Here is a 21,844-nt window from a genome sequence, read left to right on the forward strand (position 1 = left end):
GCTCCCGGCTGTGTCCCATGTCCTCAGTCTGCCCCTGTCGGGGAACGATTCCAACCGGCCCGGCACCACCGACGAGCAGCGGTGCGGCCGGGACGGCCCCCGGGCGCCCCCGTCCGGGGGTGCACGGGGAGGATCTAGCGGGCATTGTGGGCACGCTCGGGCGTCCAGACCACGAGGGCCTGGCTCCGCGGTCTGGGCCTCTGCCCGCGGGCGAGCGTCACGACGTCCCCGGCGAGCCCCGCCGCGAAGACCCGGCTCGGGTCGGAGTACATCCTCCGCGAGGCGAGCTCGGTGGACAGCTCCTCGACGCGGGAGCGGAGCGCGGACACCTGGTTCTCGAGTTCCAGGATCCGCCGGATCCCCTCGAGGGAGACCCCCTCCTGCGAGAGCCGCTGGATCTCGCGGAGGGTGCTGACGTCCTTCTGCGAGTAACGGCGGGCACGGCCGCGGGCACGGCTCGGGGTCACCAGGCCCAGGCGGTCGTACTGCCGGAGCGTCTGGGGGTGCATGTCGGCGAGCTCCGCGGCCACGGAGATGACGTAGATGGGCATCGAGTGGTCCACGATCTGCCTCCTTCCGTCACCGGCCGAACCGATGATCGCTGGATCGTACTGTTACAGGCGTGCTCTCGCAGCCAGCCCCGACCGCGGATCCGCGTCCTTCGTGGCATCACGGAACGCCTCGACGGCGCCTTCGGCGTCCTTGGACAGGTTCTGCGGCACCACGACCTCCACCGTGACCAGGAGGTCCCCCGTGGTCTTCGAGGTCTTCACGCCGCGCCCCTTGAGTCGCAGTGTCCGCCCCGAGGGCGTCCCCGCGGGAACACGCATCTTGACGAGTTCACCGGTGAGGGTGGGAACCTCGATCTGCGCTCCGAGGGCGGCTTCGGGGAAGCTCACGGGCACCTGCAGCCGGATGTTGTCGCCGTCGCGTTTGAAGAGCGGGTGCTCCTTGACGTTCACCGTGACCATGAGGTCCCCGGCCCCGGCCTGCCCGGGCTGCCCCTTGCCCTTCACCCGCACCTTCTGGCCGTCCTTGATCCCGGCGGGGATCCGGACGTCCACCTGTTCGCCGGAGGGTTCGCGCAGGCCGATGGTGGTGCCGTTGACGGAACCGGCGAAGGAGATGGAAGTGCTGGCCGTGCGATCGGCGCCCTTCTGGGTCCGGCCGGACTGGAAACCGCCCGGGAACCCGCCTCCGCCCCCGGGCATGCCCCCGCCGAAGAGGTCGGCGAACTCCGGTGGCAGATTGCCGCCGGAGAACCCGGTGCGCTGGCGGGGACCCGCTCCGGCACCCTGACCGAACAGGTTCCCGAAGATGTCCTCGAAGCCGGCCCTGCCCCCGGCGCCGCCGCCGGCTCCACCGGCGGAGAAACGGGCACCGCCGCCCATGGCCCGGATCGCGTCGTACTGCTGGCGCTGCTCGGCGTCGGACAGGACGGAATAGGCCTCGGAGATGTTCTTGAAGGTCCTCTCGGCCGCCGCATCACCCTGGTTCTGGTCGGGGTGGTACTTCCGGGCGAGCTTCCGGTACGCCTTCTTGATGTCCGCATCGGATGCATCCTTGGAGACACCGAGGATCTTGTAGAAATCCTTCTCGACCCAATCCTGACTGGCCACCGGGCGTCTCCTTCTCTAGTACTGCTGAAAGTCATGAACCCGGTGGGTGGGGACGATTCTTCATCCCCACCCACCGGGAAGAGCTGCGCGGAGTGCCGAGGAAGGCGGCTTCAATATTCCAAGGGCCGCCAAGGCCCGCAGGAATTTCGTAGCCGCCGTTCGGCATCCGCGCAGCGGCGGACAACCTACTCCGGAACCGCCACGATCACCTGGGCGGCCCGCAGGACGCGCTCGCCCTTACGGTAGCCCGCCCGGAGGATCTGGTTGACGCTGTCGGCCTGCACCTCCGCACTCGGCTGCTGCATGAGCGCCTCGTGGATGTTCGGGTCGAACGCCACGCCCACCTCGTCGATCCGGGTGAGCTCGTACGCCTTCAGGACGTTCTCGAGCTTGCCGGCGATCGCCGCGAACGGGCCGTCTGCCAGATCACCGTGCTGACGCGCGGCGTCGATGTCGTCCAGGACGGGCATCAGCGAGGTGAGGACGCCGATGACGGCCTGGTCGCGGGCCACGTCGCGGTCCCGTTCCACCCGGCGTCGGTAGTTGACGTACTCGGCCTGCAGGCGCAGGAGATCGTTGCGCAGTTCCGCGACGACGTCCACCGCGGGGTTGCTCTCGCCTTCGGCGCCCGCCTCGTTCAGGATGGCCTCGGCCTGGGCCAGGGCATCCCCCTCGGAAGTGTCCGCTCCGGCCTGCTCCCCGGCCGCGGACTCCTCCGCGGCCGGGGCGTCGGCGTCGTCCTGCTGCCCACGGACCTCGCCCGTCTCCGGGTCGATCTTCCGGTTGTCGCGGAAGCTCACCGGCTCGGACTGGTGCTCCTCTTCATTTCCGTGGTGCGGCATGGCTACTTCTTCTCGTTGTCGTCTTCGTCGACCACCTCGGCGTCGACGATGTCCTCGTCGGTGCCTTCGGAGGACGGCTGGTCGTCGGCCGGAGCGGCGCCGGGCTGTCCGGCCTCCTGCTGCGCCGAGGCGTAGATCGCTTCGCCGAGCTTGGTCTGCGAGGACTGCAGCTTCTCGAACGCGCTCTTCACCTCGTCGTCGTTGTCCTGCGACTCGAGTGCCTTCTTCAGGGCGTCGACGTCGGCCTGGACCTCGGTCTTCACGTCCTCGGGCAGCTTGTCCGCGTTGTCGGCGATCAGCTTGTCCACCGAGTAGGCCAGCTGCTCGGCACCGTTGCGGGTGTCGGCTGCCTCGCGGCGCTGCTTGTCCTCGGCGGCGTGCTCCTCGGCCTCGCGGACCATGCGGTCGATGTCCTCCTTGGAGAGCGAGGAACCGCCCGTGATGGTCATGGACTGCTCGGTGCCGGTGCCCTTGTCCTTGGCGGACACGTGCACGATGCCGTTGGCGTCGATGTCGAAGGTGACCTCGACCTGCGGGACACCGCGCGGCGCCGGGGCGATCCCGGTCAGCTCGAACGTGCCCAGCGGCTTGTTGTCGCGGGTGAAGTCGCGCTCGCCCTGGAAGACCTGGATGGCCACGGACGGCTGGTTGTCGTCCGCCGTGGTGAAGGTCTCGCTGCGCTTGGTGGGGATGGCCGTGTTGCGCTCGATGAGCTTGGTCATCATGCCGCCCTTGGTCTCGATGCCGAGGGAGAGCGGGGTGACGTCGATGAGCAGCACGTCCTTGCGCTCACCCTTCAGCACACCGGCCTGCAGTGCGGCGCCGACGGCCACGACCTCGTCCGGGTTGACGCCCTTGTTGGGCTCCTTGCCGCCTGCGAGCTGCTTCACGAGCTCGCCCACGGCCGGCATCCGGGTGGAACCACCGACGAGGACGATGTGGTCGATGTCGGAGACCTTGATCCCGGCCTCGGCGATGACGTCGTTGAACGGCTTCTTGGTGCGGTCCAGGAGGTCCTTGGTGAGGTCCTGGAACTTGGCACGCGAGAGGTGCTCGTCGAGGTGGACGGGGCCGTCCGCGGTGACCGAGAGGTACTGCAGGGAGATGTTGGTGGAGGTGGCCGAGGAGAGTTCCTTCTTGGCCTGCTCCGCCGCTTCCTTCAGGCGCTGCAGGGCGATCTTGTCCTTGGACAGGTCCGCGCCCTTCGCCTTGGCCTGCGAGAGCAGGAAGTCCACCACGCGCTGGTCCCAGTCGTCGCCGCCGAGGCGGTTGTCACCGGCGGTCGAGCGCACCTGGATGGTCGAGAAGGCGTCCTCGTCCTTGCCCACCTCGAGGAGGGAGACGTCGAAGGTTCCACCACCGAGGTCGAAGACGAGGATGAGCTCGTCCTCCTTGCCCTTGTCGAGGCCGTAGGCGAGGGCCGCGGCGGTCGGCTCGTTGACGATGCGCAGGACCTTCAGGCCCGCGATCTCGCCGGCCTCCTTGGTGGCCTGGCGCTCGGCGTCGTTGAAGTACGCGGGCACCGTGATGACGGCGTCGGTGACCTTCTCGCCGAGGTAGCTCTCGGCGTCGGTCTTGAGCTTCTGGAGCGTACGCGCGGAGATCTCCTGCGCGGTGTACTTCTTGTCATCGATGGCCACGTTCCAGTCGGTGCCCATGTGGCGCTTGACGGAGGCGATGGTGCGGTCGATGTTGTTCACGGCCTGGCGCTTGGCGATCTCGCCGACCAGCACCTCACCGGACTTGGAGAAGGCCACGATCGACGGCGTGGTGCGGGCACCCTCGGCGTTGGCGATGACGGTGGGCTCGCCACCCTCGAGGACCGAGACGACAGAGTTGGTGGTTCCGAGGTCAATACCTACTGCACGTGACATGCAAGTTCCTTTCGACTGCCCGGGATTTGCGAGGCGCTCATCCGCCGGGCGCGTGGATTGAGCGTTCTGCACTCAAGTATAGGTGCGATCGCCCCAGGGTCAAAATGAAGTTGAGTCCCCACCGCTCAACTCCTGCGGGTGGCTTCGACATCGCCGGGCGATCCACCCGGCTCTCGCCGCCCCGCCCTGCTCCTGCCATACTGCGAGCATGGATCTCGAACAGTGGTGGACCGATGTGACGCCCGGGACGCGCGAGTGGCTCGCCGCCAACAGTGGCTCCGCCCTGACCCCCGAGGTGGTGGCGGACATCAGCCGCGCCGGTGGGCTGATCGCCGCCGAGTCCTGGTGGATGGGCGAGCGCGGGGCCGACGGCGTCTTCCTCTCCCCGGAGGCCGAGCAGTGGATCGGCCGCAGGGCCTCCTGAACCGGACCGGGACATGCAGAGGGGCCGTTCCCTCCCCCATCGGAAAAGAACGGCCCCTCGTCATGTCGACCACCGCGCACCGGTCCGTCGGGGATCGGCGCGTCCGAGGCCGATCACCGGGCGCCGGCCCGAGACCCACCGGCGCCCGGGTCAGTGCCTGCGCAGCAGGACCTAGGCGTCGCCGGCCCGGCGACGCATGAACAGTGCGGCTCCACCGACGCCGGCGCCGAGGAGGGCCAGTGCGCCGAGTGCCACGGGCGTGGAGTCGGTCGCCGCAGGGGCCGCCGTCACACCGGTGTCGGCTCCGCCCATGGGCAGGGCAGCCAGCTGACCGCGGACCGCGCCGGGGACGAAGGCTGCGGTATGGGTGTCCGCCATGAAGCCCGCGGGGTCCGCCTCGATCTCCTTGAGCGAGAAGCCCTCACCCGTGTCGACGCCGTCGTTCAGCACACCCGTGGTGAACGGGCCCTGCAGGCACCCCGCGCTGGTCAGCGTGCCCTCACCCTCGGGGTTGGGGAAGGCGATGCGCGGCGGACCGCTCTCGCCCGCCACTGCCTCGTGGATGTGGGTGGCCGTGTTGGCCGGGCTCTGGTACGGCGGGGTGACGCCGGTCAGTGCGATGTCGTAGCAGATGATCTCCTCGTCGGAGTTGATCATGAAGTTGTAGGTACCGAGTGCTCCGGGCTCACCCGGGGCGGAGTCTCCGTCGGAGTTGATCACCTGGTCCGGGGTGGCGGAGACGGTGAAGGCGCTCGTGAAGGTGTCGGGGCGTTCGACAGCGGTGTCCGCGTACGCGGGTGACGCGCCGAGAACCGCGACCAGAGCTGCCACGCCGGTGACTCCCGAGAGTCCGGCGATCCGTGTCTTCGTCGTCGTGTGCATGGTGTCCCTTTCGGTGTACGGCGCCGCGGGTCGGTGCCGCCTTGCGAAGGTATACTCACCGTTGCGCCCCACCGTTCATCCGATCCTGAAGTTCTTCCGGATCGGACTTCTTCCGGACTGAACGGAGGAGGACTCCCAGCCGTATCCCTCTGCATCGACGTGCAGGGGAAGGGGTGGGGTCGCATGACGCTGACCGCGGAGAGGGGGAGGGTAGCGCTGCCCAGCGAACCGCCGTCCTTCGACGTCCGGGAGGCGTTCGACGAACACGGGCGAGCTCTCGTCGCCTTCGCCCTGAACAGCACCCGCGACAACTCCATCGCGGAGGAATGCGTCCAGGAGACGTTCGTGCGGGCCTGGCGCGCGAGGGAGAAGTACGAATCCTCCCGTGCCTCCGAACGCACCTGGCTCTTCGCGATAGCGCGGAACGTGGTGATCGACCAGGTCAGGGCCCGCCAGCGCCGCCCCACCCCGGTCCCCGACGAACGGCTGCACAGCGGGATGCACGCGGAGTCCGAGGACCGGGCCACGGACGATCGGATCGTGCTGCACTCCGGGCTGGCCCGGCTGAGCCGGGACCACCGGGAAGTGATCGTCGCCATCCAGCTGCAGGGCATGACCTACCAGCAGCTGGAGGACCACACGGGTGTGGCGGCAGCCACCCTCCGCACACGCATGTTCTACGGATTGAAGGCCCTACGGGCAGCACTGGGAGAGGAGGAGCAGCCATGACGGACCAGGCACACGAGCGCGAGGCACTGATCACCGCCGCCCTCGCCGGTGAGCTGGACGCCGAGGGGCGCCGTGCCTTCGACCACGCGTGCGCCACCGATGTGTCGTTCCTCCGCGACTTCCGCGAGCTGCAGGAACTCACTCTGCGGCTCGACCGCGCGGACCTCCGCTGGGAGGAGGCCGAACCGCCGTCGTACCTGCTGGACGACGTGCTGGCCGCGACGGAGCGGGCACGTACGGACCAGGACGCCGCCGAGCAGGAACTGACGGCAGGACCCGGGGACGACGTCGGGGCTCCGGTCCCGGATCTCGCGCAGCGCCGCGCTCGCGGTCCGCACCGCGCCTCACCCCGATCGCGCTCGCACCCACCGGCCGCCCGACGTCCGCGGCGCGTCCTCGCCGGATGCGCGGCGGCCGCAGGTCTCCTCGTGGCCGGCGCACTGGGTGGTTCCGTGATCACCGATGCGCTGGACGACGCCCCGCCGTCGGGCCCTGCGGGGACCCTCGGGGCCGTGGAGGAGCTCTCCTTCTCGTCCAGCCCGGCGGGCGCCCTCGTCGACGCGGCACTCGTGGCACACACGTGGGGCACCGAGACCGTGCTCGAGGTGGACGGACTGGATGCGGGCGAGGCGTTCGAGGTGGTGCTGGTCCGGGAGGACGGCACGGAGTACGTGTCCGGGGCGTTCCTCGGGTCCGAGCAGACCATCACCTGCACGCTGAACGCCGCTGTGCTCCGCGAGGACGTGGTCCAGCTGCAGATCCGCGACGACTCCGGTGCTGCGGTGGCCACCTCGGAGGTGGAGCACATCTGATCCGGCTCCCCGTCCGCTCCCGGAGGATCGCCGGACGGGGAACCGGGCGGTCTCAGCCGAAGGGGTTGGTGTCCTGGCAGGACACCTGGTCCGCCGTCTGGTTGACCGTGCCCTGCACGTCCGGGGTGGCGGTGAGGGCGTCGAGCCCGTCGCGCGCATCACCGCCCACGTACACCCGCACCCCGTAGATCGTGTCGTCCTGCACCGCCGCGGCCGCGCGGAGACCGAGTGCCGAGGCGACCGCCGCGGCGTCGTCCTCGAAGCCCGCGCTGTAGTACACGCCGGTGAGCGGCGTGCCCGCCGCAGGGACCTCCTGCACCGCGGCGTAGCCGCCGTCCGTGAGCAGCTCCACCACGGTGCCCACCACGGCCGCGCCGCCGGTGCCGTCCGCCACCGTGACGGGGGTGTAGCTGACGCCGGCCTCGGCCGACGGCGCCTCGGACGGCTCGGGGGTCTGCTCCGGAGCGCTCTCCGGCGCCGGCGTACTGAGATCGGAACCCTGCTGCAGCACCGAGAACAGCTCGGAGGCGATCGGCTCGTCGAGCACCAGCCGGTTGGGGTCGGCGGCGGGGACCGTGGGCACGGAGATGAAGCTGACGTGGCTCGGGTCGATGTCCTTGAGCCGGTCCGCGATGGTCACCATCGCCGGCACGGACGCCAGTCCCTTGTCCACCGTGAGGTTGCTGGTCAGGGCATCGGCGATCCCCAGGATGCGCTGCGGGTTGCGCAGCGTCCCCTCGTCCTTGATCTTCCGGGTGAGGGAACCGAGGAACGCCTGCTGCGCCTGGATCCTGCCGAGGTCCCCGCCGTCACCGAAGGCGGCGCGTGCACGGAGGAACGCCAGGGCCTGCTCACCCTGCACGCTGGAGGTGCCTGCCGGCAGTTTGAGACCGGACTTCGGTTCGTCGACGGCCTCGCTCACGCAGACCTCCACGCCACCGACGGCGTCGGAGAGTTCGGTGACGGCGTTGAAGTCGGCGAGCATGAAATGGTCGATCTCCAGCCCGGTGACCCGGTTGATGGTGTCCACTGCGCAACCCGGTCCGGCGTCGCGCATGGCACTGTTGACCATCGCGCCGGGGCGCGGATCGTACGTGACCCCGCTCTGCTGATCGGTGCACCGGGGGATGTCCACCAGGAGGTCCCGGGGGAAGCTCAGCACGTTCACGTCGGAGTTGTCCGCCGAGATGTCCACGAGCATGAGTACGTCCGACTGCCCGTACCCCGTGGAATCCTCCTCCGTGCCGTACTCGCTGTTCGCACCGCTGCGGGTGTCCGAGCCCAGTACCAGGATCTGCAGCCGGTCCGTGCGGTCATCGGTGCCGGCACCGGAGCGGCTGCCCCCGGCACCCAGGGCGAGGTAGTCCACGTTCGTGACGAGCCGGACCGCCCAGTAGCCGCTGAAGGCCACCGCGGCCACCACGACGGTGACCACCAGGAGGGTCACGAGGCGGAGCCAGCGGGGCCGCCGTCGTCCGTCGTCGTTGCTGACGGTGACGAGGTCGCCCCTGCCCGGGTAGATCGGGGCGGCGGGATCTGGCTCTTGGGTCACGCGACGAATCCTTCACATCGAGGCGGTCACCCGCCGTCCGGTCCGGTCCCGGCCCGGGGAGCAGCGGATCCGGACGGGCACATCCGACCGTTCCTCCATGGGCCTGTCCATCAGGGCGGGAACCCGCGAACTCCGGGTCGATCGGTGCGGTTGGCGCGGGTGACCGACGGGCTCACACTGCGGCCGGGGGCAGGGTACGAAGTTTTCAACCTACCAGCCCCCCCTGAGAACTTCCTGGCCGTGGCACCGGCTCCTGCGCTGCTCCGGGACGCGGTTGAGGGCCTCCTGGGACCGGGCACCCGAGGGGCAGCGACACCGTGTCGCCGCCCCTCGGGATCCCGTCGCCGGGAAGCATCTCGCTGGGACCACGTCATGAGTACCGTCCGCTGACGATGAACCGTTTCGATGACATGAAAGTGCCACCGGAGATTGTTATCATCGTCGGGCGGGCAGCCGCTCGTCGACAAGGGCAAACCCGGTGCGAACCGGGGACGCAAAGCCACGGGACCCACGAGGTCAGCCGGGCTGCCGAAGAGAACAGGTCCACGGAATATGCTTCGGATACAGCAGCGCACCGGTGTCTGCACAGTGCGTGAACACCCCCACCCTGAGCACGACACGCCGGGACGCCACGTGGCCCGCGGCGCGCAGCGGACGCAGCCATGACCGGCGAGCGCCGTGCCGCCGTGGTGATCGAGGACGATCTCGACATCCGGAACCTCGTCTGCGCGGTACTCGAACAGGGTGGCTTCCAGGTCAGCGGTGCGACCTGCGGGCGCGACGGCGTGGAGGTGGTGCGCCAGGAGAAGCCCACCATCGTGACCCTGGACATCGGCCTCCCCGACATCGACGGCTACGAGGTACTGCGCCGTATCCGTTCCACCACGGACTGCTACGTGGTGATCCTCAGCGGACGCGACGACGAGATGGACATCCTCACCGCGCTGCAGGCCGGTGCGGACGACTACGTCCTCAAACCGTTCCGGCCGCGCGAGCTCAGGGCCCGGATCGACGCCATGCTCCGCAGGCCCCGTGTCGTGCACGGCGTCACACGTGGAACGGTCGAGGCCCTCCCGCGTACGCCGGAGGCTCCTGCGGTCGCCGCTCCCGACCAGCCGTCCGAGCAGTCGTCGCCGGCGCATCTGCTGCAGAACGGCCGACTGCTGGTGGACAGTGAGACGCGAACCGTCACCTGCGCCGGGGCGGAGCTGCCGCTCACGAAGACCGAGTTCAACCTCCTGCACGAGCTGGTGAGGAGCAACGGCGCCGTGCGCACCAAGGAGGAGCTCGTCCGTGTGTCCCGGGGCCGGGACTACCGCGGGTACAACTTCGTCAGCCGCACCGACGAGCGGGCGATCGAGGTGCACATCGCGAACCTGCGCCAGAAGCTGGCCCGTGGCCAGGGCGATCCCGACCTCATCACCACCGTGCGGGGCGTGGGGTTCCGCATCATGCCGCAGAGGGCCGACGCCGTTCCGAAGGCTAGTGGTGAGTGAGATAGGTGCGCTGCAGTTCCTGCCGGGTCTCGATGCCGCATCCGCACAACAGTGCGAGTGAGCGTGCCGCCGCCTCGAGGTCACCGGCGGCGATCTGGCGCTCCGTGGCGCGTGCGGTCTGACTGAGGCGTTGGGCGCCCACCATGGCGGCCGAGGACGTCAGGCTGAGTACGGCATCGTGGGCGTCCACCCTGTCGCTGCCCCCCAGGGCTGCACCGAGCCGGTCCAGTTTTCCCTGCAGGGTGGCGCAGAAGTCGTCGGCGAACCGGGCCACCACCATGCTGTCCGGGAAGTCCCGTTCCATGTCCTCCAGCACCCTGCGATCGAGAAGGGGTGCGGCCATCCCCAGGACGCTGATCCCCGCGGGGGCAGCCGTCCGGTACTCCTGGTGGGAGCCGGGGAACGACGACATGGGGCTGGACACGTCACAACAGTAGCGACGGCGGGGGTGCGCCAGGAAGTATCCACAGGTTCTTGCGCAAAGCTTGCGTAACACTTCCCTGACGGGAGGTGATCACCTCGCGTCCGGCTCGCGCGGGTCGTCACCGTGACGCGCCGCACCAGGGCTACTCCGGCGATGTGACCCGTCCCAGCGTCGAAGGCCACCAGATCCTCGGCCCGATGTCGTAGGCCAGGGCCGGGATGAGCAGCGAGCGCACCAGCACGGTGTCGAGCAGCACGCCGAACGCCACGATGAACGCGATCTGAGCGAGGAAGAGGATCGGGATGACGCCGAGCGCCGCGAAGGTGGCCGCCAGCACCACCCCGGCCGAGGTGATCACGCCACCGGTGACACCGAGGCCCCGGAGGATCCCGGGCCGCGTTCCGATCCTCAGCGACTCCTCCCGTACGCGGGTCATGAGGAAGATGTTGTAGTCCACCCCGAGAGCCACCAGGAACACGAAGGCGAACAGCGGTACGGAGGCATCCGCCCCCTCGAACCCGAACACGTGGTCGAACATCAGCGCGGAGACGCCTAGGGCCGTGGCGTTGGAGAGTGCCACGCTGGCCACGAGGAGCACCGGGGCCAGGACGGAGCGCAGCAGGAGGACGAGCACCACGAGGATCACGCCGAGTACGATCGGGATGATCTTCACGAGGTCTGCCCGAGCGGTGTCGTTGGTGTCCACCGCCACCGCCGTCACGCCGCCCACGAGTGCGTCCGGGCTCGCGTCGTCGAGCGCGGCCCGCAGATCCCGCACCACGTCCTCCGCCTCGGCCGAGTCCGCCTGGTACTCCAGGGTGGCGCTGATGAGCACGCGGCCGTCCTCGACGACGGCGGCGCCGGCCGGGTCCGCGGTGAGCGCGGCGTCGGAGATCCCGTCCTCCGCGGTGACGACGTCGAGCGCCGCGTCCTGCTCCGCCTCCGGCGCCACCACGTAGACCGGGCTGCCTGAACCGGCGTCGAAGTGGCGCCCCAGGGCCTCCTGCCCGTCCACGGCGTCGGACGGGGTGAGGATCAGCGCCGACTGCGGCACCCCGTTCGCCTGCAGCTGCGTGAGCCCGAGCCCCCCGGCCACGAGGACGAGCAGCGTGGTGATCCACACGGCACGGTGCCTCCGGCCCACGAGCAGGGCCACACGCGCCCATACGCCCTTGAGTCCTTCGAGGCCGGTGGGGGCGGACGTGCCGGTGGTCGCGGCGTGCCTGCCGGAGGAGGAGACGACGTCGTGCCCGCCCTCCGGTTCGTAGTGCGGGCGCAGCGGCCAGAAGGCACCGCGCCCGAACAGGAGCAGGAACGCGGGCAGCAGGGGGAGGGCCGCGCCCAGGGAGAACACGACGCCGATCGCCGCGATGGGGCCGAGGCTCCTGTTGGAGTTGAGGTCCGAGAACAAGAGGCACAGCAGACCGAGGATCACGGTGGCACCGGAGGCGAGGATGGGCTCCACCGACCCCCGGTACGCCACCCTGAGGGCGTCCCACGTGTTCTCGTGCTCGGCGAGTGCCTCCCGGAACCGGGCCACGAGCAGCAGGGCGTAGTCCGTGGCGGCACCGATCACGAGGATCGAGAGGATGCCCTGGCTCTGCCCGCTCAACTGGATCCAGTCCAGCTTCGCGAAACCGAACACCACGAGGATCGCGGTGGCGAGCGCGAACACGGAGGTCAGGAGCACCAGGAACGGCAGCACCACGGAGCGGTAGACGGCGAGCAGGATCACGAACACCGCCCCGAGGGCCACCCCGAGCAGGATCCCGTCGATCCCGCCGAACGCGGCCACGAGGTCGTTCGTGAACCCCGCGGGTCCGGTGACGTAGCCGGTGACGCCGTCGGGCAGGTCGTCGTCGAGCACGGCGCGCAGCTCCCCCACCACGTCCGCGAGCTCGGCGTCCGGGGAGACGAAGGCGATGTACTGGACGGCGAGACCGTCCTCCGACGGGATGGGGCCGGCGACGGCGGGGGCGCCCTCGGCCGGTGGCTCCAGTCCCTCGACCTCGCCGAGTGCCGCCCCGAGCTCTGCGTAGGAGCCGAGCTCCTGGGGACTGATCACCGCCTCCGACTCCGCCACGATCACGGCGGGGGCCGCATCCGAGTCACTGAACCGCTGCTGCAGCTCCCCTGCCTCGGTGGATTCCGCGCTCGCCGGCAGGAAGGACGCCGGGTCGTTGCTGGACACCTCCTCGAGGCGCCCGAAGGTCGGCCCGCCCACGGCGGCGCCGAGCAGCCAGATCAGCACGACGACGGCGGGCAGCAGCACCCTCAGCCGGCGATTCTTCATCGGTCCCACTTCCGTTGTCGTGTCTCTGCCGTAAACTATATCTATGATGGAGATAAATGGAAGCACCCTAAGCTGAGGGGGACAGGAGGGGATGATCCATGGCCGCGAGGGAAGAACTCATGGCTCTCATGCAGCAGTTCACCATCGAGACGGACCGCTACGTGGAGACCGCCGGCGAACGCGACAGCCTGTACCGGACGGATCTGCACGCCCTGAGCATCCTCATGGCAGCAGCCCGTTCCGGGAGGACCGCCACCCCGGGCCTGCTGCGTGAGGAGCTGAATCTGAGTTCCCCTGCCACCACGGCGCTCGTGGACCGCCTCGTCGCCGCAGGGCACGTCACCCGGCGCCGCAGCGACACCGACCGCCGCCAGGTGCACCTGGAACTCACCGACCGGGCACTCGCCACCGGTCCGCGCCTGTTCGCCCCGCTCGTGCAGCACATCAACGGCGTCCTCGACGAGTACCCGGAGGAGCACCTGGCCCTGCTGGGGACCATGCTGCGCAAGGTCACCGACGCCACCATCGCCGCCAAGAACGCCGCCAGGAACGGGACCTCCAGGACGACGCAGGATGACGCCGGCACTGACTGACCGGCCTGCTCCGGGTTAACCTGTCCGTCATGAACAACGAGGTCTACTCCCACGGACACCACTCCAGCGTCACCGCCGTGCACGCGATGCGGACGGTCGCGACATCGGCGGTGTACCTCGAACCCCTCCTCGAGAGCGGGATGGAGGTGCTGGACCTCGGCTGCGGTCCGGGCAGCATCACCGTGGGCTTCGCGGACCTCGTGGCCCCCGGATCCGTGCTGGGGATCGACCGCTCCGCCGATGTGATCGCGCAGGCCACGGCCACCCACGAGGACACGGTGAACGCGGAGTTCCGCGAGGGGAACATCTACGACCTCGACGTCGCCGACGAGTCCTTCGACGTGGTGCACGCGCACCAGGTGCTGCAGCACCTGGCCGACCCGGTCGCGGCACTGCGGGAGATGCGCCGCGTGGTGCGGCCCGGCGGGATCGTCGCCGTCCGCGAGGCGGACTTCGGCGCCATGGCGTGGTCCCCCGACGCCCCCGACCTGGACGAGTGGCGGTCCCTGTACCAGCAGCTGGCGCGGGGCAACGGCGGGGAGCCCGACGCCGGCAGGCGCATCCCCGCGTGGGCGGCAGCGGCCGGCTTCACGGACGTGGAGGTGTCGTCGTCGAACTGGGTGTACGCGGCGCCGCAGGAGCGGACCTCCTTCGCGCAGTCCTGGGCGGAGCGGATCCTGCACTCCGCCTTCGCCGCGCAGACGCTGGAGCGCGGTCTCGCCGACCAGGAGACCCTGGACCGCCTCGCCGAGGGCTGGCTCCGGTGGGCGCAGCAGCCCGGCGCCCTGTTCCTCATGCCGAGTGTGGAGGTCCTCGCCCGGGCGTGAGGCCGGCAAGGGTTCCGTAGGCTGGTCGGATGACGGACATCCCGAGGACACCGCGCGGGCGGCAGGAGAAGCTCGGGATCCGGGGCACGCTCATCCTGTTCTCCGTCCCGTCGATCCTGACCACCGCATTCCGGGGCCTCGGGCTGTCCACCTGGGAGAGCATCGGCATCGCCCTGCTCGTCGTCGCCCTCGGTACGCACCTGGTCTCCCGCCCGGTGCGAGCAGCGCGCCGGCCGGGCGAACGCGCGACGGGCGCGGTGAGGCCGGGCCCCAGCCTCAGTCCTCGTGCTGCCGGAGGATGAAGCCGGTCATCCCGGGAACGGTGAAGGCCACCCGTCCGTGTTCGGGGGAGTAGATGATGCCCTTGCTGATCAGCTGTGCGCGGGCCGGCCCCAACGCCGTGGCCTTGATACCCAGCCGTTCGGCGATCGTGCTGGTACTGGAACCGGTGTCTCCGTCGTCGGCCATGGCCCGCAGGTAGGAACGCTCCTTCCTAGTCGCTCGCCCCCAGCGCGAGGAGAAGAAACCGGCATCCAGCTGCCCGAGCCCCAGGAAGACGGCGAGCTCCGCGTCATCTCCGGTGAAGGGAGTTGCGGGTGCGGCGTCCCAGATGGCTTTGCCGAACTCCTGGATGAAGTAGGGGTAGCGAGCGGATGCCTGGAGCAACGTGGCGAGGGCCTCGGGAGAGTACTCGGCGCCCATCTCCTTCGCGGGTCGGGTCAGCGCGTACTGCGCATCGACGTCCTCGAGTGGACCGATGGTGCGGTAGTCGAACAATCGTTCCGCGTACGTCCGTGCCCGGCTGAGCGTCGTCGGAAGGTTCGGTAGGCCCGCACCCACGATGTAGAACGGCCAGCCCCGCTGCCCGGCCGTGTGCTGCACGGTGATGAGCGCAGTGAGCAGGTCCTGGTCCAGATCCTGCATCTCGTCGATGAAGATCGCGAACGCACTGTTGTCCGCTTTCAGAGCGATGGACACGTCCTCGACGAGTTCCTCGAGATCGATGTCGATGGCCCCCGAGTTCGCCCGCTCACCCGAGTCCCGGAACCACCCTCCAGCGCCCCACCCGAGGTCATCCGGATGTCGGCTCTCATGCCGGGCACTCCGAGCGCCAGGGTGAAGGACTGGATGGTGCCGAGTGCTTGTCGGAGCCGCTCCTTGCCGGAGGGACCGTTGTACCGCCGGGCCGCCGATGTCAGTTCACGGGCGAACTTCTCACGGACCTCGGTGAATCCCTGGGCTTCAGGTTTACCCTCCAGCCAGATCGTGAACCATCCGTGGTTGTCCGCATGAGCGCGCAGATAGTTCAGCAACACCGTTTTACCGACGCCCCGCAAGCCGGAGAGAACTATGCCGCGGTTCTGCAGATCGCGCTTCGTCCTGGCGACCACGAGGTCGAATGCATCGATCTCCCGCTGCCGACCTCCCATCACCGGGGGACGAAGCCCGGATCCGGGGTTGTAAGGGTTCAGCTCGATGTGCATATAAGAAAATATAAGGCGTTATATCAAAAATCTTAGAACTGTGTAGAACTTCCTATACTCCGGTTCGCTGCGAGGAGAGCTCCAAACTCCACGATGAGGATCCCGACTTCCCATCGACGATTCCTGCAGGGTTCCGACACCGTTAGGCTGGCGGGATGTACCGCATCGTCACCGTCTGCACCGGGAACATCTGCCGCTCCCCCATGGCCGAACTCATGCTCACCCACGCGTTCTCGGGCACCGAGCTGGCCGAGGACGTCGTCGTCGATTCGGCCGGCACCACCGACTGGGAGGCCGGCCGCCCGATCGACGAGCGCGCCGGCGCGAAGCTCACGGAACTGGGCATCGAGAGCCACCTGCACCGGGCACGCCGCTTCGAACCGGCCTGGTACCGGGAGCGGGACCTCATCCTCGCCCTCGACCTGGACCACTACCGCCAGCTGCGCGAGGAAGCACCCGACGACGACGCCCGCGACCGCATCCACCTCCTGCGCGAGTTCGACCCCTCCACCACCGACACCCCTCTCGAGGACCTCGGGATCTACGACCCCTGGTTCGGTGACGTCAGCGACTTCGAGGCCACGTGGCGCATGGTGGACGGCGCAGTGGAGGGCGTGGTCCGCTACGTGCGCAACGAGCTCGACGCCGATGGTTCGGACGCCTGAGGTACGCCCGCATACCATGAGCGGGTGGATCCCTCCCTCTGGCTGGCGCTGCTCGGTGCCCAGACGCTGATCAGCTTCGTCCCCGGGGCCGGCGCCGTGAACACCATGAGCAACGCCCTGACCGTCGGTTTCCGCCGCACCGTCTGGGGTGTCCTCGGGCAACAGGCCGCCCTGCTGGTCCACATCGCGATCGCCGCTGCCGGGGTGGGGATCCTCGTCTCCAACTCCCCGCTCGCCTTCGACCTGATCCGGTATGCGGGCGCCGCCTATCTGGTGTACCTGGGCATCCGGAAGTTCCTGCAGCGACCCGAACACAGTGACATCCGGGCCCTGCAGACGGACGAGAGCGCACTGTCCATGGTGCGGCGCGGCATCTGGGTGAATCTGCTCAACCCGAAGGCCATCGTGTTCTTCCTGGCCCTGATCCCCCAGTTCATCAGCCCGGATCGGCCACTGCTCGCGCAGTACGGCGTGCTGACGGCCACCGTGATCGGGATCGATTTCCTGGTCATGTGGTTCTTCTACGGAGGTACGGCCCGCTCCTTCCGACGTTTCACACAGCACGATCGCGGGCAGGTCATCCTGAACCGCATCTTCGGCTCGCTCTTCGTGGGCGTCGGCGCCCTCCTGGCCCTGGCCTGATCCGTGGCACGCATCTCCCCCCTCCTCATCGCGATCGACGGCAGGTCCGGCGCGGGCAAGACCACCCTCGCCGCCGATCTCGCCGCCCTCCTGCGGGAGCACCACACCGTCGGCGTGTTCCACCTGGAAGACATCTACCCCGGATGGGACGGGCTCGGCGACGGCGTCGAGCGCTATGTGGACAAGGTCCTGGGGCCGCTGGGCACGGGAGTACCCGCCCACTGGAACGCCTGGGACTGGGAGACCGGCCGGGACGGGCCGCCGCGGGTGACTCCGGCGACGCAGATCGTGCTGCTGGAGGGCGTCGGTGCGGCCGCGGCGGCAGCTCGCCCCCACCTCGACGCGGTGATCTGGGTGGAGGCGGACGCGGCGGTCCGGCAGCGCACGGCGCTGGAACGCGACGGTGCCACCTACGCCCCGTTCTGGCAGCGGTGGGCGGACCAGGAGAGCGCCTGGTTGGGCACCGACGATCCGGCGGGCGCGGCCGACGTCGTGGTGCAGGGTCATGCCGGGTCCTCGACCGCGCGGGCCGTCCTGCGTGCGCTCGCGCAGCTCCCGGCGGGCGCGGAGTTCCTGGCCCCCCACCGCGCGGCCGAGCCCGGCGTCACCCTCGACCACGAGCGCCTCCCGGCCCGCCCCGACCCCGAGCCCCTGTTCGGCACCCTGTACGGCGCCTCGACCCCCGCCGTCTGGCTCGACAGCTCGGACGCGGACACCACGAATGCCGGGTCCCGCAGCCGGTACAGCATCATGGCGGACGCCGGGGGCCGGTTCGGCCGGCAGGCCCTCCACACCCCGGGCCTGACCGAGATCACCACCGGCGCGGTGACCATCCGGGTGCGGGGGCCCTTCTTCCGGTGGCTCGACGACGCCTGGACGCCCTCTCCCGGAGTCGGTGAGGAGATCACCGGTCCGGGATACGAGTGCGGATTCCACCTCGGCTGGCTGGGTCACCTCGGCTACGAGCTCAAGCGGGAGACCGGCGGAGCGGACGTCCGAGGCCCCGAGGGTTTCCCCGACGCCGCTCTCCTCTTCGCGGGCCGCGCCGTCGTCCTCGATCACCGGGACGGCGCGGTCCACCTGCTCTGGCTCACGGACGGCGACGACGACGACCGCATAGCCTGGGCGGCCCGGGTGCGTGAGGCCGTGGCCGGCAGCACGCCACGGGCACCCTTGCAGCCACTGCCGATCCCGCGGTTCACCGCCCGTGACACCCGGGAGGAGTACCTCGCGAAGGTCCGCTCGGCGCAGGCGGAGATCGCCGAGGGCAACACCTACGAGGCGTGTCTGACCACCTCGCTCTCCGCGTACACGGAACGCGTGGCTCCGCTGGAGACGTATCTGCACCTCCGGCGGGCGAGCCCCGCCCCGTTCGCGCACTACCTCCGCTTCCCCGGGTTCGCGGTGGCCAGTACCTCCCCGGAGCGGTTCCTCGGGCTCACCGCGGCCGGCTCGCTGCGCGCCGAGCCGATCAAGGGAACCCGGGGCCGCTCAACCGATCCTGCCGAGGACATCGCGCTTCGCGAGGACCTACGGACGTCGGGCAAGGACCGCGCGGAGAACATCATGATCGTGGACCTGCTGCGCAACGACCTCTCGCACCACGCGGTGCCGGGGTCGGTCACGGTCAGCAGGCTCTGCGACATCGAGACCTACGCCACGGTGCACCAGATGGTCAGCACCATCGACGCCCGCCTGCGGCCCGCTGCCGCTCGTGGATCCGTGATCGCGTCCGCCTTCCCGGCGGGCTCCATGACGGGGGCACCGAAGATCAGCACCATGGCGATCCTCGACCGGCTGGAACAGGCGCCTCGCGGGCCGTACTCCGGGGTGGCGGGCTATTTCAGCCGGTCCGGCGCGGCGGATCTCGCCGTCGTGATCCGCACCCTGGTGCTCCAGGACGACGGCGGCGGCGGAACCCGGCTGACGCTCGGGCTCGGCGGGGCCGTCACCGCGGATTCGGACCCCGAGGAGGAGTGGGACGAGGTCCGCACGAAGGCACGAGGTGTCCTCTCGGCGCTGGGGGCGCTGTTCCCGGAGGACCGTCGGGAACAGCCGGCGGCAGGCGCAGCACCGCGGAGCGACGCCGGACCCGCCGACCGGGTCTAGCTGTTCTCGGTGTTCACCGGGCTGTCGTCGATCTCCTCGAGGACGTCCGAATCACCGTCCGGAAGTTCACTGTGGCCCTCGAGCGACGCGGACAGCTCGGCGTCCGCCGAGGCGCTCGTGGGACTGTCGGCGGTGTCGGACAGCTTCTCCGCCGGAGCACCCCCGGCGTCGTCGGCGCTGTCGCCGGCCAGTTCGTCGTGACCCTCGAGGGAGGTGGAGAGCTCCTCGTCGGCCGACGGGTCGTGGGCGGGGTGTTCTGCGGACTCGGTCACGGTTCAACCTCTGTTCTCGGTCGGGATCCTGCTCGTTGGTGCCACCCTACTCCGGGAATGCTCAGCCTGCTGAGTATCTCCCTCGCACCGGCATTCCACCCGCTACGCTGTGGCCCATGACAGTTCTCGTGTTCCTCGATCCGGCCCACGCAGACGGACGGGTGGCGGACGCGTCGCAACCGCAGCTCATGATCTCGGATCTCGGTGCCACCCGCGGTGACGGCATCTTCGAATCTCTCCTGGCCGTCGGGGGCGCCCCCCGCAAGGAGCAGGCACACCTGGTGCGACTCGCTGCCTCGGCCGAGGCCCTCGGCCTGGCCGTTCCCGAGGCCGAGGTGTGGAGCCGCGCCATCCGGACGGGACTGCGCGAGTTCGCAGCAGTGGAACCGGACCGCGAGAAGGCCGTGGTGAAACTCATCGCCACCCGCGGCGTGGAGGGTGCGGAACGTCCCACTGCATGGGTGCAGGTGGCCCCGGTCCCGGAGTCGGGCCGGCGCCAGCGCGAGGAGGGACTGAAGGTCCTGTTCCTGGAGCGCGGGTACGACAGCACGGTGGCCCAGCGCGCTCCCTGGCTGCTCATGGGCGCCAAGACCCTGTCCTACGCCGTCAACATGGCTGCCATCCGCCACGCGAAGGCGGAGGGTGCCGACGACGTCATCTTCACCTCCTCCGACGGCAAGGTGCTGGAAGGTCCCACCTCCACGGTGCTGCTGGCCCACGACCGCGATGGCGTCAAGACCCTCCTCACCCCTCAGCTCGAGAGCGGGATCCTCGCGGGCACCTCGCAGGGCGCACTGTTCGCGGCGGCGAAGGAGCAGGGCTGGGAACTCGGCTACGGCCCCCTGGAGCCACACCACCTCCTCGAGGCCGACGCCGTCTGGCTCATCTCGAGCATCCGGCTCCTGGCCCCGGTGGTGTCCCTGGACGGGCAGGAGATCCGCTCCTCGGCGGCGCTCACGGCCGAACTCACGGAGCTCGTGGACCGGTTCGTCTGACCCGCACCCGCCCGACGGCGCGCCGCTGTTATCCCGATCACGTTGTGGCGCTTCGTGACACCCCGCTTTTGACCTCGTGAGGATCCGTGCCCTAGCGTTTCCTCAGAATCAAGAGTTCCAGCCCATGGCCCTGGCCGGCTGGACAGCAACCCTCTCCCGTAGTGGGGTGCTCCAGGTGAAGATTCGGCCGCCGGGACAAGTCCCCCGGATGGCAAGTACGGCTTTCGTGCGGACCTTCCCGATCTCCCTCGTGAGACGGCGCCCGCCGGCCGGCACAGCCCAGAACAGCGAGCGCGTCACCCAGTACCGAGAGATCTTCCCCTGCCGTTCCACGGCGCCCCGCTCCACCCCGTTCCCACGCCCCTGCGGGCATCACGAAGAAGGACCCATGACCATCCCACGTAAGCTCCTCGCGGCGCTCGCCGTCCCCCTCCTCGCCCTGACCGTCTCCTGCGGCGCCAACGACTCCGAGCCGCGCGAGAGCACCGATGCGCTCGCCGGGAGCGACCAGGACTCCCTGGACCAGTACACGACGGACAGCACCACGCCGGTCGACGAGATCGACGTCGCCGGGCTCGACCTGATCACCGACGGCACCCTGCGCGTCGGCACGCTCTCCGATGCGCCTCCGAACATCTTCATCGAGGACGGCGTGTTCACCGGCTACGACAACGAACTCCTGCGCGCCATCGGCGACAAGCTCGGCCTCGAGGTGGAGTTCGCGTCCACCGACTTCTCCGCGCTCCTGGCGCAGGTGCAGAACCAGCAGTTCGACGTCGGCTCGTCCTCGATCTCCACCACGGCTGCACGCCGCGAGAACGTCGGCTTCACCAACGGATACGACTTCGGCTACATGGCCGTGGTGGCGCAGGAGGAGTCCGAGGTCACCGGCTTCGACTCGCTCTCCGACAGCACCCGCATCGGCGTGGTCCAGGGCACCGTCCAGGACGACTACGTGACCAACACCCTGGGCCTGGAGCCGGTGCGCTTCCCGGACTACAACACCGTCTACGCCAATGTGCGCAACGGTCAGGTGGACGCCTGGGTGGCACCCTCCCAGCAGGCCACCGGTCAGGTGAAGGACGGCGACGGCACCGTCATCGCCGAGACCATCATCAACACCGAGAACTTCACCGCCTACGCCGTCAACAGCGACAACCAGCCCCTCATCGACGCGCTCAACGCCGGTCTGGACGCCGTGATCGAGGACGGCACGTGGACCGAGCTCACCGAGGAGTGGTACCCCGAGCGCGAGATGCCCACCGACTGGAAGCCCGGCAGCAAAGCCGCAGAAACGAAGTAGTCACCCT

The 21,844-nt window shown here is 69.4% G+C and carries 23 protein-coding genes and 2 riboswitches; of the genes, 12 read left to right on the top strand and 11 right to left on the bottom strand.

Annotation, left to right across the window (positions count from 1 at the left end):
* Positions 1-134: 134 nt before the first annotated feature.
* The 4 genes from AC792_RS10620 to dnaK all read right to left on the bottom strand — a co-directional run bounded on the left by AC792_RS10620 (position 135) and on the right by dnaK (position 4,335).
* Positions 135-551, bottom strand: a complete 417-nt coding sequence (locus AC792_RS10620) for a heat shock protein transcriptional repressor HspR (protein WP_049830529.1) — start codon at positions 549-551, stop codon at positions 135-137.
* Between the two features lie 63 nt (positions 552-614).
* Positions 615-1,619, bottom strand: a complete 1,005-nt coding sequence (locus tag AC792_RS10625) for a DnaJ C-terminal domain-containing protein (protein WP_049830497.1) — start codon at positions 1,617-1,619, stop codon at positions 615-617.
* Between the two features lie 185 nt (positions 1,620-1,804).
* Complete coding sequence (locus AC792_RS10630; protein ID WP_049830498.1) at positions 1,805-2,461, bottom strand: nucleotide exchange factor GrpE; 657 nt, start codon at positions 2,459-2,461, stop codon at positions 1,805-1,807.
* A 2-nt stretch (positions 2,462-2,463) separates the two neighbouring features.
* The gene (dnaK, locus tag AC792_RS10635) at positions 2,464-4,335 is read right to left on the bottom strand and encodes a molecular chaperone DnaK (RefSeq protein WP_049830499.1); all 1,872 of its coding nucleotides are present in this window, start codon (positions 4,333-4,335) and stop codon (positions 2,464-2,466) included.
* 208 nt (positions 4,336-4,543) lie between these two features.
* Here dnaK and AC792_RS10640 point away from each other — a divergent pair, with 208 nt between their 5' ends.
* Positions 4,544-4,759 (top strand): hypothetical protein, encoded by a 216-nt coding sequence (locus AC792_RS10640; protein ID WP_082177654.1) that lies wholly within the window; start codon positions 4,544-4,546, stop codon positions 4,757-4,759.
* A 171-nt stretch (positions 4,760-4,930) separates the two neighbouring features.
* On the opposite strand, the gene AC792_RS10645 is transcribed toward AC792_RS10640, so the two are convergent.
* Positions 4,931-5,641, bottom strand: a complete 711-nt coding sequence (locus AC792_RS10645) for a CHRD domain-containing protein (RefSeq protein ID WP_049830501.1) — start codon at positions 5,639-5,641, stop codon at positions 4,931-4,933.
* Between the two features lie 183 nt (positions 5,642-5,824).
* Here AC792_RS10645 and AC792_RS10650 point away from each other — a divergent pair, with 183 nt between their 5' ends.
* Both AC792_RS10650 and AC792_RS10655 read left to right on the top strand, forming a co-directional pair.
* Complete coding sequence (locus tag AC792_RS10650; protein ID WP_049830530.1) at positions 5,825-6,370, top strand: sigma-70 family RNA polymerase sigma factor; 546 nt, start codon at positions 5,825-5,827, stop codon at positions 6,368-6,370.
* Positions 6,367-7,182, top strand: a complete 816-nt coding sequence (locus AC792_RS10655; RefSeq protein WP_049830502.1) for a hypothetical protein — start codon at positions 6,367-6,369, stop codon at positions 7,180-7,182. Before AC792_RS10650 ends, AC792_RS10655 begins: the two co-directional genes overlap by 4 nt.
* A 52-nt stretch (positions 7,183-7,234) precedes the next feature.
* On the opposite strand, the gene AC792_RS10660 is transcribed toward AC792_RS10655, so the two are convergent.
* Complete coding sequence (locus AC792_RS10660; RefSeq protein WP_235436636.1) at positions 7,235-8,734, bottom strand: LCP family protein; 1,500 nt, start codon at positions 8,732-8,734, stop codon at positions 7,235-7,237.
* Between the two features lie 458 nt (positions 8,735-9,192).
* A riboswitch (cyclic di-GMP riboswitch) is annotated at positions 9,193-9,267 on the top strand.
* A gap of 129 nt (positions 9,268-9,396) precedes the next feature.
* On the opposite strand from AC792_RS10660, the gene AC792_RS10665 reads away from it, so the two are divergent.
* On the top strand, positions 9,397-10,230 hold the full coding sequence (locus AC792_RS10665) for a response regulator transcription factor (protein ID WP_049830504.1): 834 nt from the start codon (positions 9,397-9,399) through the stop codon (positions 10,228-10,230).
* Here the strand turns inward: AC792_RS10665 and AC792_RS10670 are convergent.
* Together AC792_RS10670 and AC792_RS10675 are read right to left on the bottom strand one after the other, a co-directional pair.
* Positions 10,217-10,654: an Hpt domain-containing protein gene (locus AC792_RS10670; protein ID WP_152916148.1), complete on the bottom strand. Its 438-nt coding sequence runs from the start codon at positions 10,652-10,654 to the stop codon at positions 10,217-10,219. The two genes, AC792_RS10665 and AC792_RS10670, sit on opposite strands and share 14 nt — an antisense overlap.
* Before the next feature lie 142 nt (positions 10,655-10,796).
* Complete coding sequence (locus tag AC792_RS10675) at positions 10,797-12,947, bottom strand: MMPL family transporter (RefSeq protein ID WP_049830506.1); 2,151 nt, start codon at positions 12,945-12,947, stop codon at positions 10,797-10,799.
* Positions 12,948-13,045: 98 nt separating this feature from the next.
* Here AC792_RS10675 and AC792_RS10680 point away from each other — a divergent pair, with 98 nt between their 5' ends.
* The 3 genes from AC792_RS10680 to AC792_RS10690 are packed head-to-tail and all read left to right on the top strand — an operon-like array spanning position 13,046 to position 14,669.
* The gene (locus AC792_RS10680; protein ID WP_049830507.1) at positions 13,046-13,540 is read left to right on the top strand and encodes a MarR family winged helix-turn-helix transcriptional regulator; all 495 of its coding nucleotides are present in this window, start codon (positions 13,046-13,048) and stop codon (positions 13,538-13,540) included.
* Positions 13,541-13,569: 29 nt separating this feature from the next.
* Complete coding sequence (locus AC792_RS10685; protein ID WP_049830508.1) at positions 13,570-14,367, top strand: methyltransferase domain-containing protein; 798 nt, start codon at positions 13,570-13,572, stop codon at positions 14,365-14,367.
* A gap of 29 nt (positions 14,368-14,396) precedes the next feature.
* Positions 14,397-14,669 carry a hypothetical protein gene (locus AC792_RS10690; RefSeq protein ID WP_049830509.1) on the top strand — a complete coding sequence of 91 codons (273 nt, stop codon included), beginning with the start codon at positions 14,397-14,399 and terminating at the stop codon, positions 14,667-14,669.
* Here the strand turns inward: AC792_RS10690 and AC792_RS18040 are convergent.
* Positions 14,644-15,345 carry an ATP-binding protein gene (locus AC792_RS18040; protein WP_326948063.1) on the bottom strand — a complete coding sequence of 234 codons (702 nt, stop codon included), beginning with the start codon at positions 15,343-15,345 and terminating at the stop codon, positions 14,644-14,646. The genes AC792_RS10690 and AC792_RS18040 overlap by 26 nt on opposite strands.
* The gene (locus tag AC792_RS18045; RefSeq protein WP_326948065.1) at positions 15,330-15,851 is read right to left on the bottom strand and encodes an ATP-binding protein; all 522 of its coding nucleotides are present in this window, start codon (positions 15,849-15,851) and stop codon (positions 15,330-15,332) included. Before AC792_RS18045 ends, AC792_RS18040 begins: the two co-directional genes overlap by 16 nt.
* Positions 15,852-16,006: 155 nt before the next feature.
* Here AC792_RS18045 and AC792_RS10700 point away from each other — a divergent pair, with 155 nt between their 5' ends.
* From AC792_RS10700 to pabB, 3 genes are read left to right on the top strand one after another with little or no spacing between them, the layout of a single operon-like run.
* A complete protein-coding gene (locus tag AC792_RS10700) occupies positions 16,007-16,516 on the top strand; it encodes a low molecular weight protein-tyrosine-phosphatase (protein WP_049830510.1) in 510 nt (169 codons plus the stop codon).
* A gap of 24 nt (positions 16,517-16,540) precedes the next feature.
* A complete protein-coding gene (locus AC792_RS10705) occupies positions 16,541-17,158 on the top strand; it encodes a LysE family transporter (protein ID WP_049830511.1) in 618 nt (205 codons plus the stop codon).
* A gap of 3 nt (positions 17,159-17,161) precedes the next feature.
* Positions 17,162-19,267 (top strand): aminodeoxychorismate synthase component I, encoded by a 2,106-nt coding sequence (pabB, locus tag AC792_RS10710; protein WP_235436638.1) that lies wholly within the window; start codon positions 17,162-17,164, stop codon positions 19,265-19,267.
* On the opposite strand, the gene AC792_RS10715 is transcribed toward pabB, so the two are convergent.
* Positions 19,264-19,539 (bottom strand): hypothetical protein, encoded by a 276-nt coding sequence (locus AC792_RS10715; protein WP_049830512.1) that lies wholly within the window; start codon positions 19,537-19,539, stop codon positions 19,264-19,266. The genes pabB and AC792_RS10715 overlap by 4 nt on opposite strands.
* Before the next feature lie 116 nt (positions 19,540-19,655).
* Here AC792_RS10715 and AC792_RS10720 point away from each other — a divergent pair, with 116 nt between their 5' ends.
* Both AC792_RS10720 and AC792_RS10725 read left to right on the top strand, forming a co-directional pair.
* A complete protein-coding gene (locus AC792_RS10720; protein WP_049830513.1) occupies positions 19,656-20,534 on the top strand; it encodes an aminodeoxychorismate lyase in 879 nt (292 codons plus the stop codon).
* A 106-nt stretch (positions 20,535-20,640) separates the two neighbouring features.
* Positions 20,641-20,758: riboswitch (SAM riboswitch) on the top strand.
* Between the two features lie 164 nt (positions 20,759-20,922).
* Positions 20,923-21,837, top strand: coding sequence for an ABC transporter substrate-binding protein (locus tag AC792_RS10725; protein WP_049830514.1), 915 nt, complete (start codon positions 20,923-20,925; stop codon positions 21,835-21,837).
* Positions 21,838-21,844 lie beyond the last annotated feature (7 nt).

The sequence above is a fragment of the Arthrobacter sp. RIT-PI-e genome (genome assembly GCF_001187915.1).
In the GTDB taxonomy this organism is placed as follows: Bacteria; Actinomycetota; Actinomycetes; order Actinomycetales; family Micrococcaceae; genus Arthrobacter_D.

Excerpts from the sequence above, each read along its gene's own strand:
- AC792_RS10665 (WP_049830504.1), top strand. The coding sequence starts at position 9,397 with ATGACCGGCGAGCGCCGTGCCGCCGTGGTGATCGAGGACGATCTCGAC.
- dnaK (WP_049830499.1), bottom strand. The coding sequence starts at position 4,335 with ATGTCACGTGCAGTAGGTATTGACCTCGGAACCACCAACTCTGTCGTC.
- AC792_RS10620 (WP_049830529.1), bottom strand. The coding sequence starts at position 551 with ATGCCCATCTACGTCATCTCCGTGGCCGCGGAGCTCGCCGACATGCAC.
- AC792_RS10640 (WP_082177654.1), top strand. The coding sequence starts at position 4,544 with ATGGATCTCGAACAGTGGTGGACCGATGTGACGCCCGGGACGCGCGAG.
- AC792_RS10690 (WP_049830509.1), top strand. The coding sequence starts at position 14,397 with ATGACGGACATCCCGAGGACACCGCGCGGGCGGCAGGAGAAGCTCGGG.
- AC792_RS10630 (WP_049830498.1), bottom strand. The coding sequence starts at position 2,461 with ATGCCGCACCACGGAAATGAAGAGGAGCACCAGTCCGAGCCGGTGAGC.
- AC792_RS10685 (WP_049830508.1), top strand. The coding sequence starts at position 13,570 with ATGAACAACGAGGTCTACTCCCACGGACACCACTCCAGCGTCACCGCC.
- AC792_RS18045 (WP_326948065.1), bottom strand. The coding sequence starts at position 15,851 with ATGCACATCGAGCTGAACCCTTACAACCCCGGATCCGGGCTTCGTCCC.
- AC792_RS10720 (WP_049830513.1), top strand. The coding sequence starts at position 19,656 with ATGACAGTTCTCGTGTTCCTCGATCCGGCCCACGCAGACGGACGGGTG.
- AC792_RS10675 (WP_049830506.1), bottom strand. The coding sequence starts at position 12,947 with ATGAAGAATCGCCGGCTGAGGGTGCTGCTGCCCGCCGTCGTCGTGCTG.
- AC792_RS10725 (WP_049830514.1), top strand. The coding sequence starts at position 20,923 with ATGACCATCCCACGTAAGCTCCTCGCGGCGCTCGCCGTCCCCCTCCTC.
- AC792_RS10680 (WP_049830507.1), top strand. The coding sequence starts at position 13,046 with ATGGCCGCGAGGGAAGAACTCATGGCTCTCATGCAGCAGTTCACCATC.
- AC792_RS10655 (WP_049830502.1), top strand. The coding sequence starts at position 6,367 with ATGACGGACCAGGCACACGAGCGCGAGGCACTGATCACCGCCGCCCTC.
- AC792_RS10650 (WP_049830530.1), top strand. The coding sequence starts at position 5,825 with ATGACGCTGACCGCGGAGAGGGGGAGGGTAGCGCTGCCCAGCGAACCG.
- AC792_RS10645 (WP_049830501.1), bottom strand. The coding sequence starts at position 5,641 with ATGCACACGACGACGAAGACACGGATCGCCGGACTCTCGGGAGTCACC.
- AC792_RS10700 (WP_049830510.1), top strand. The coding sequence starts at position 16,007 with ATGTACCGCATCGTCACCGTCTGCACCGGGAACATCTGCCGCTCCCCC.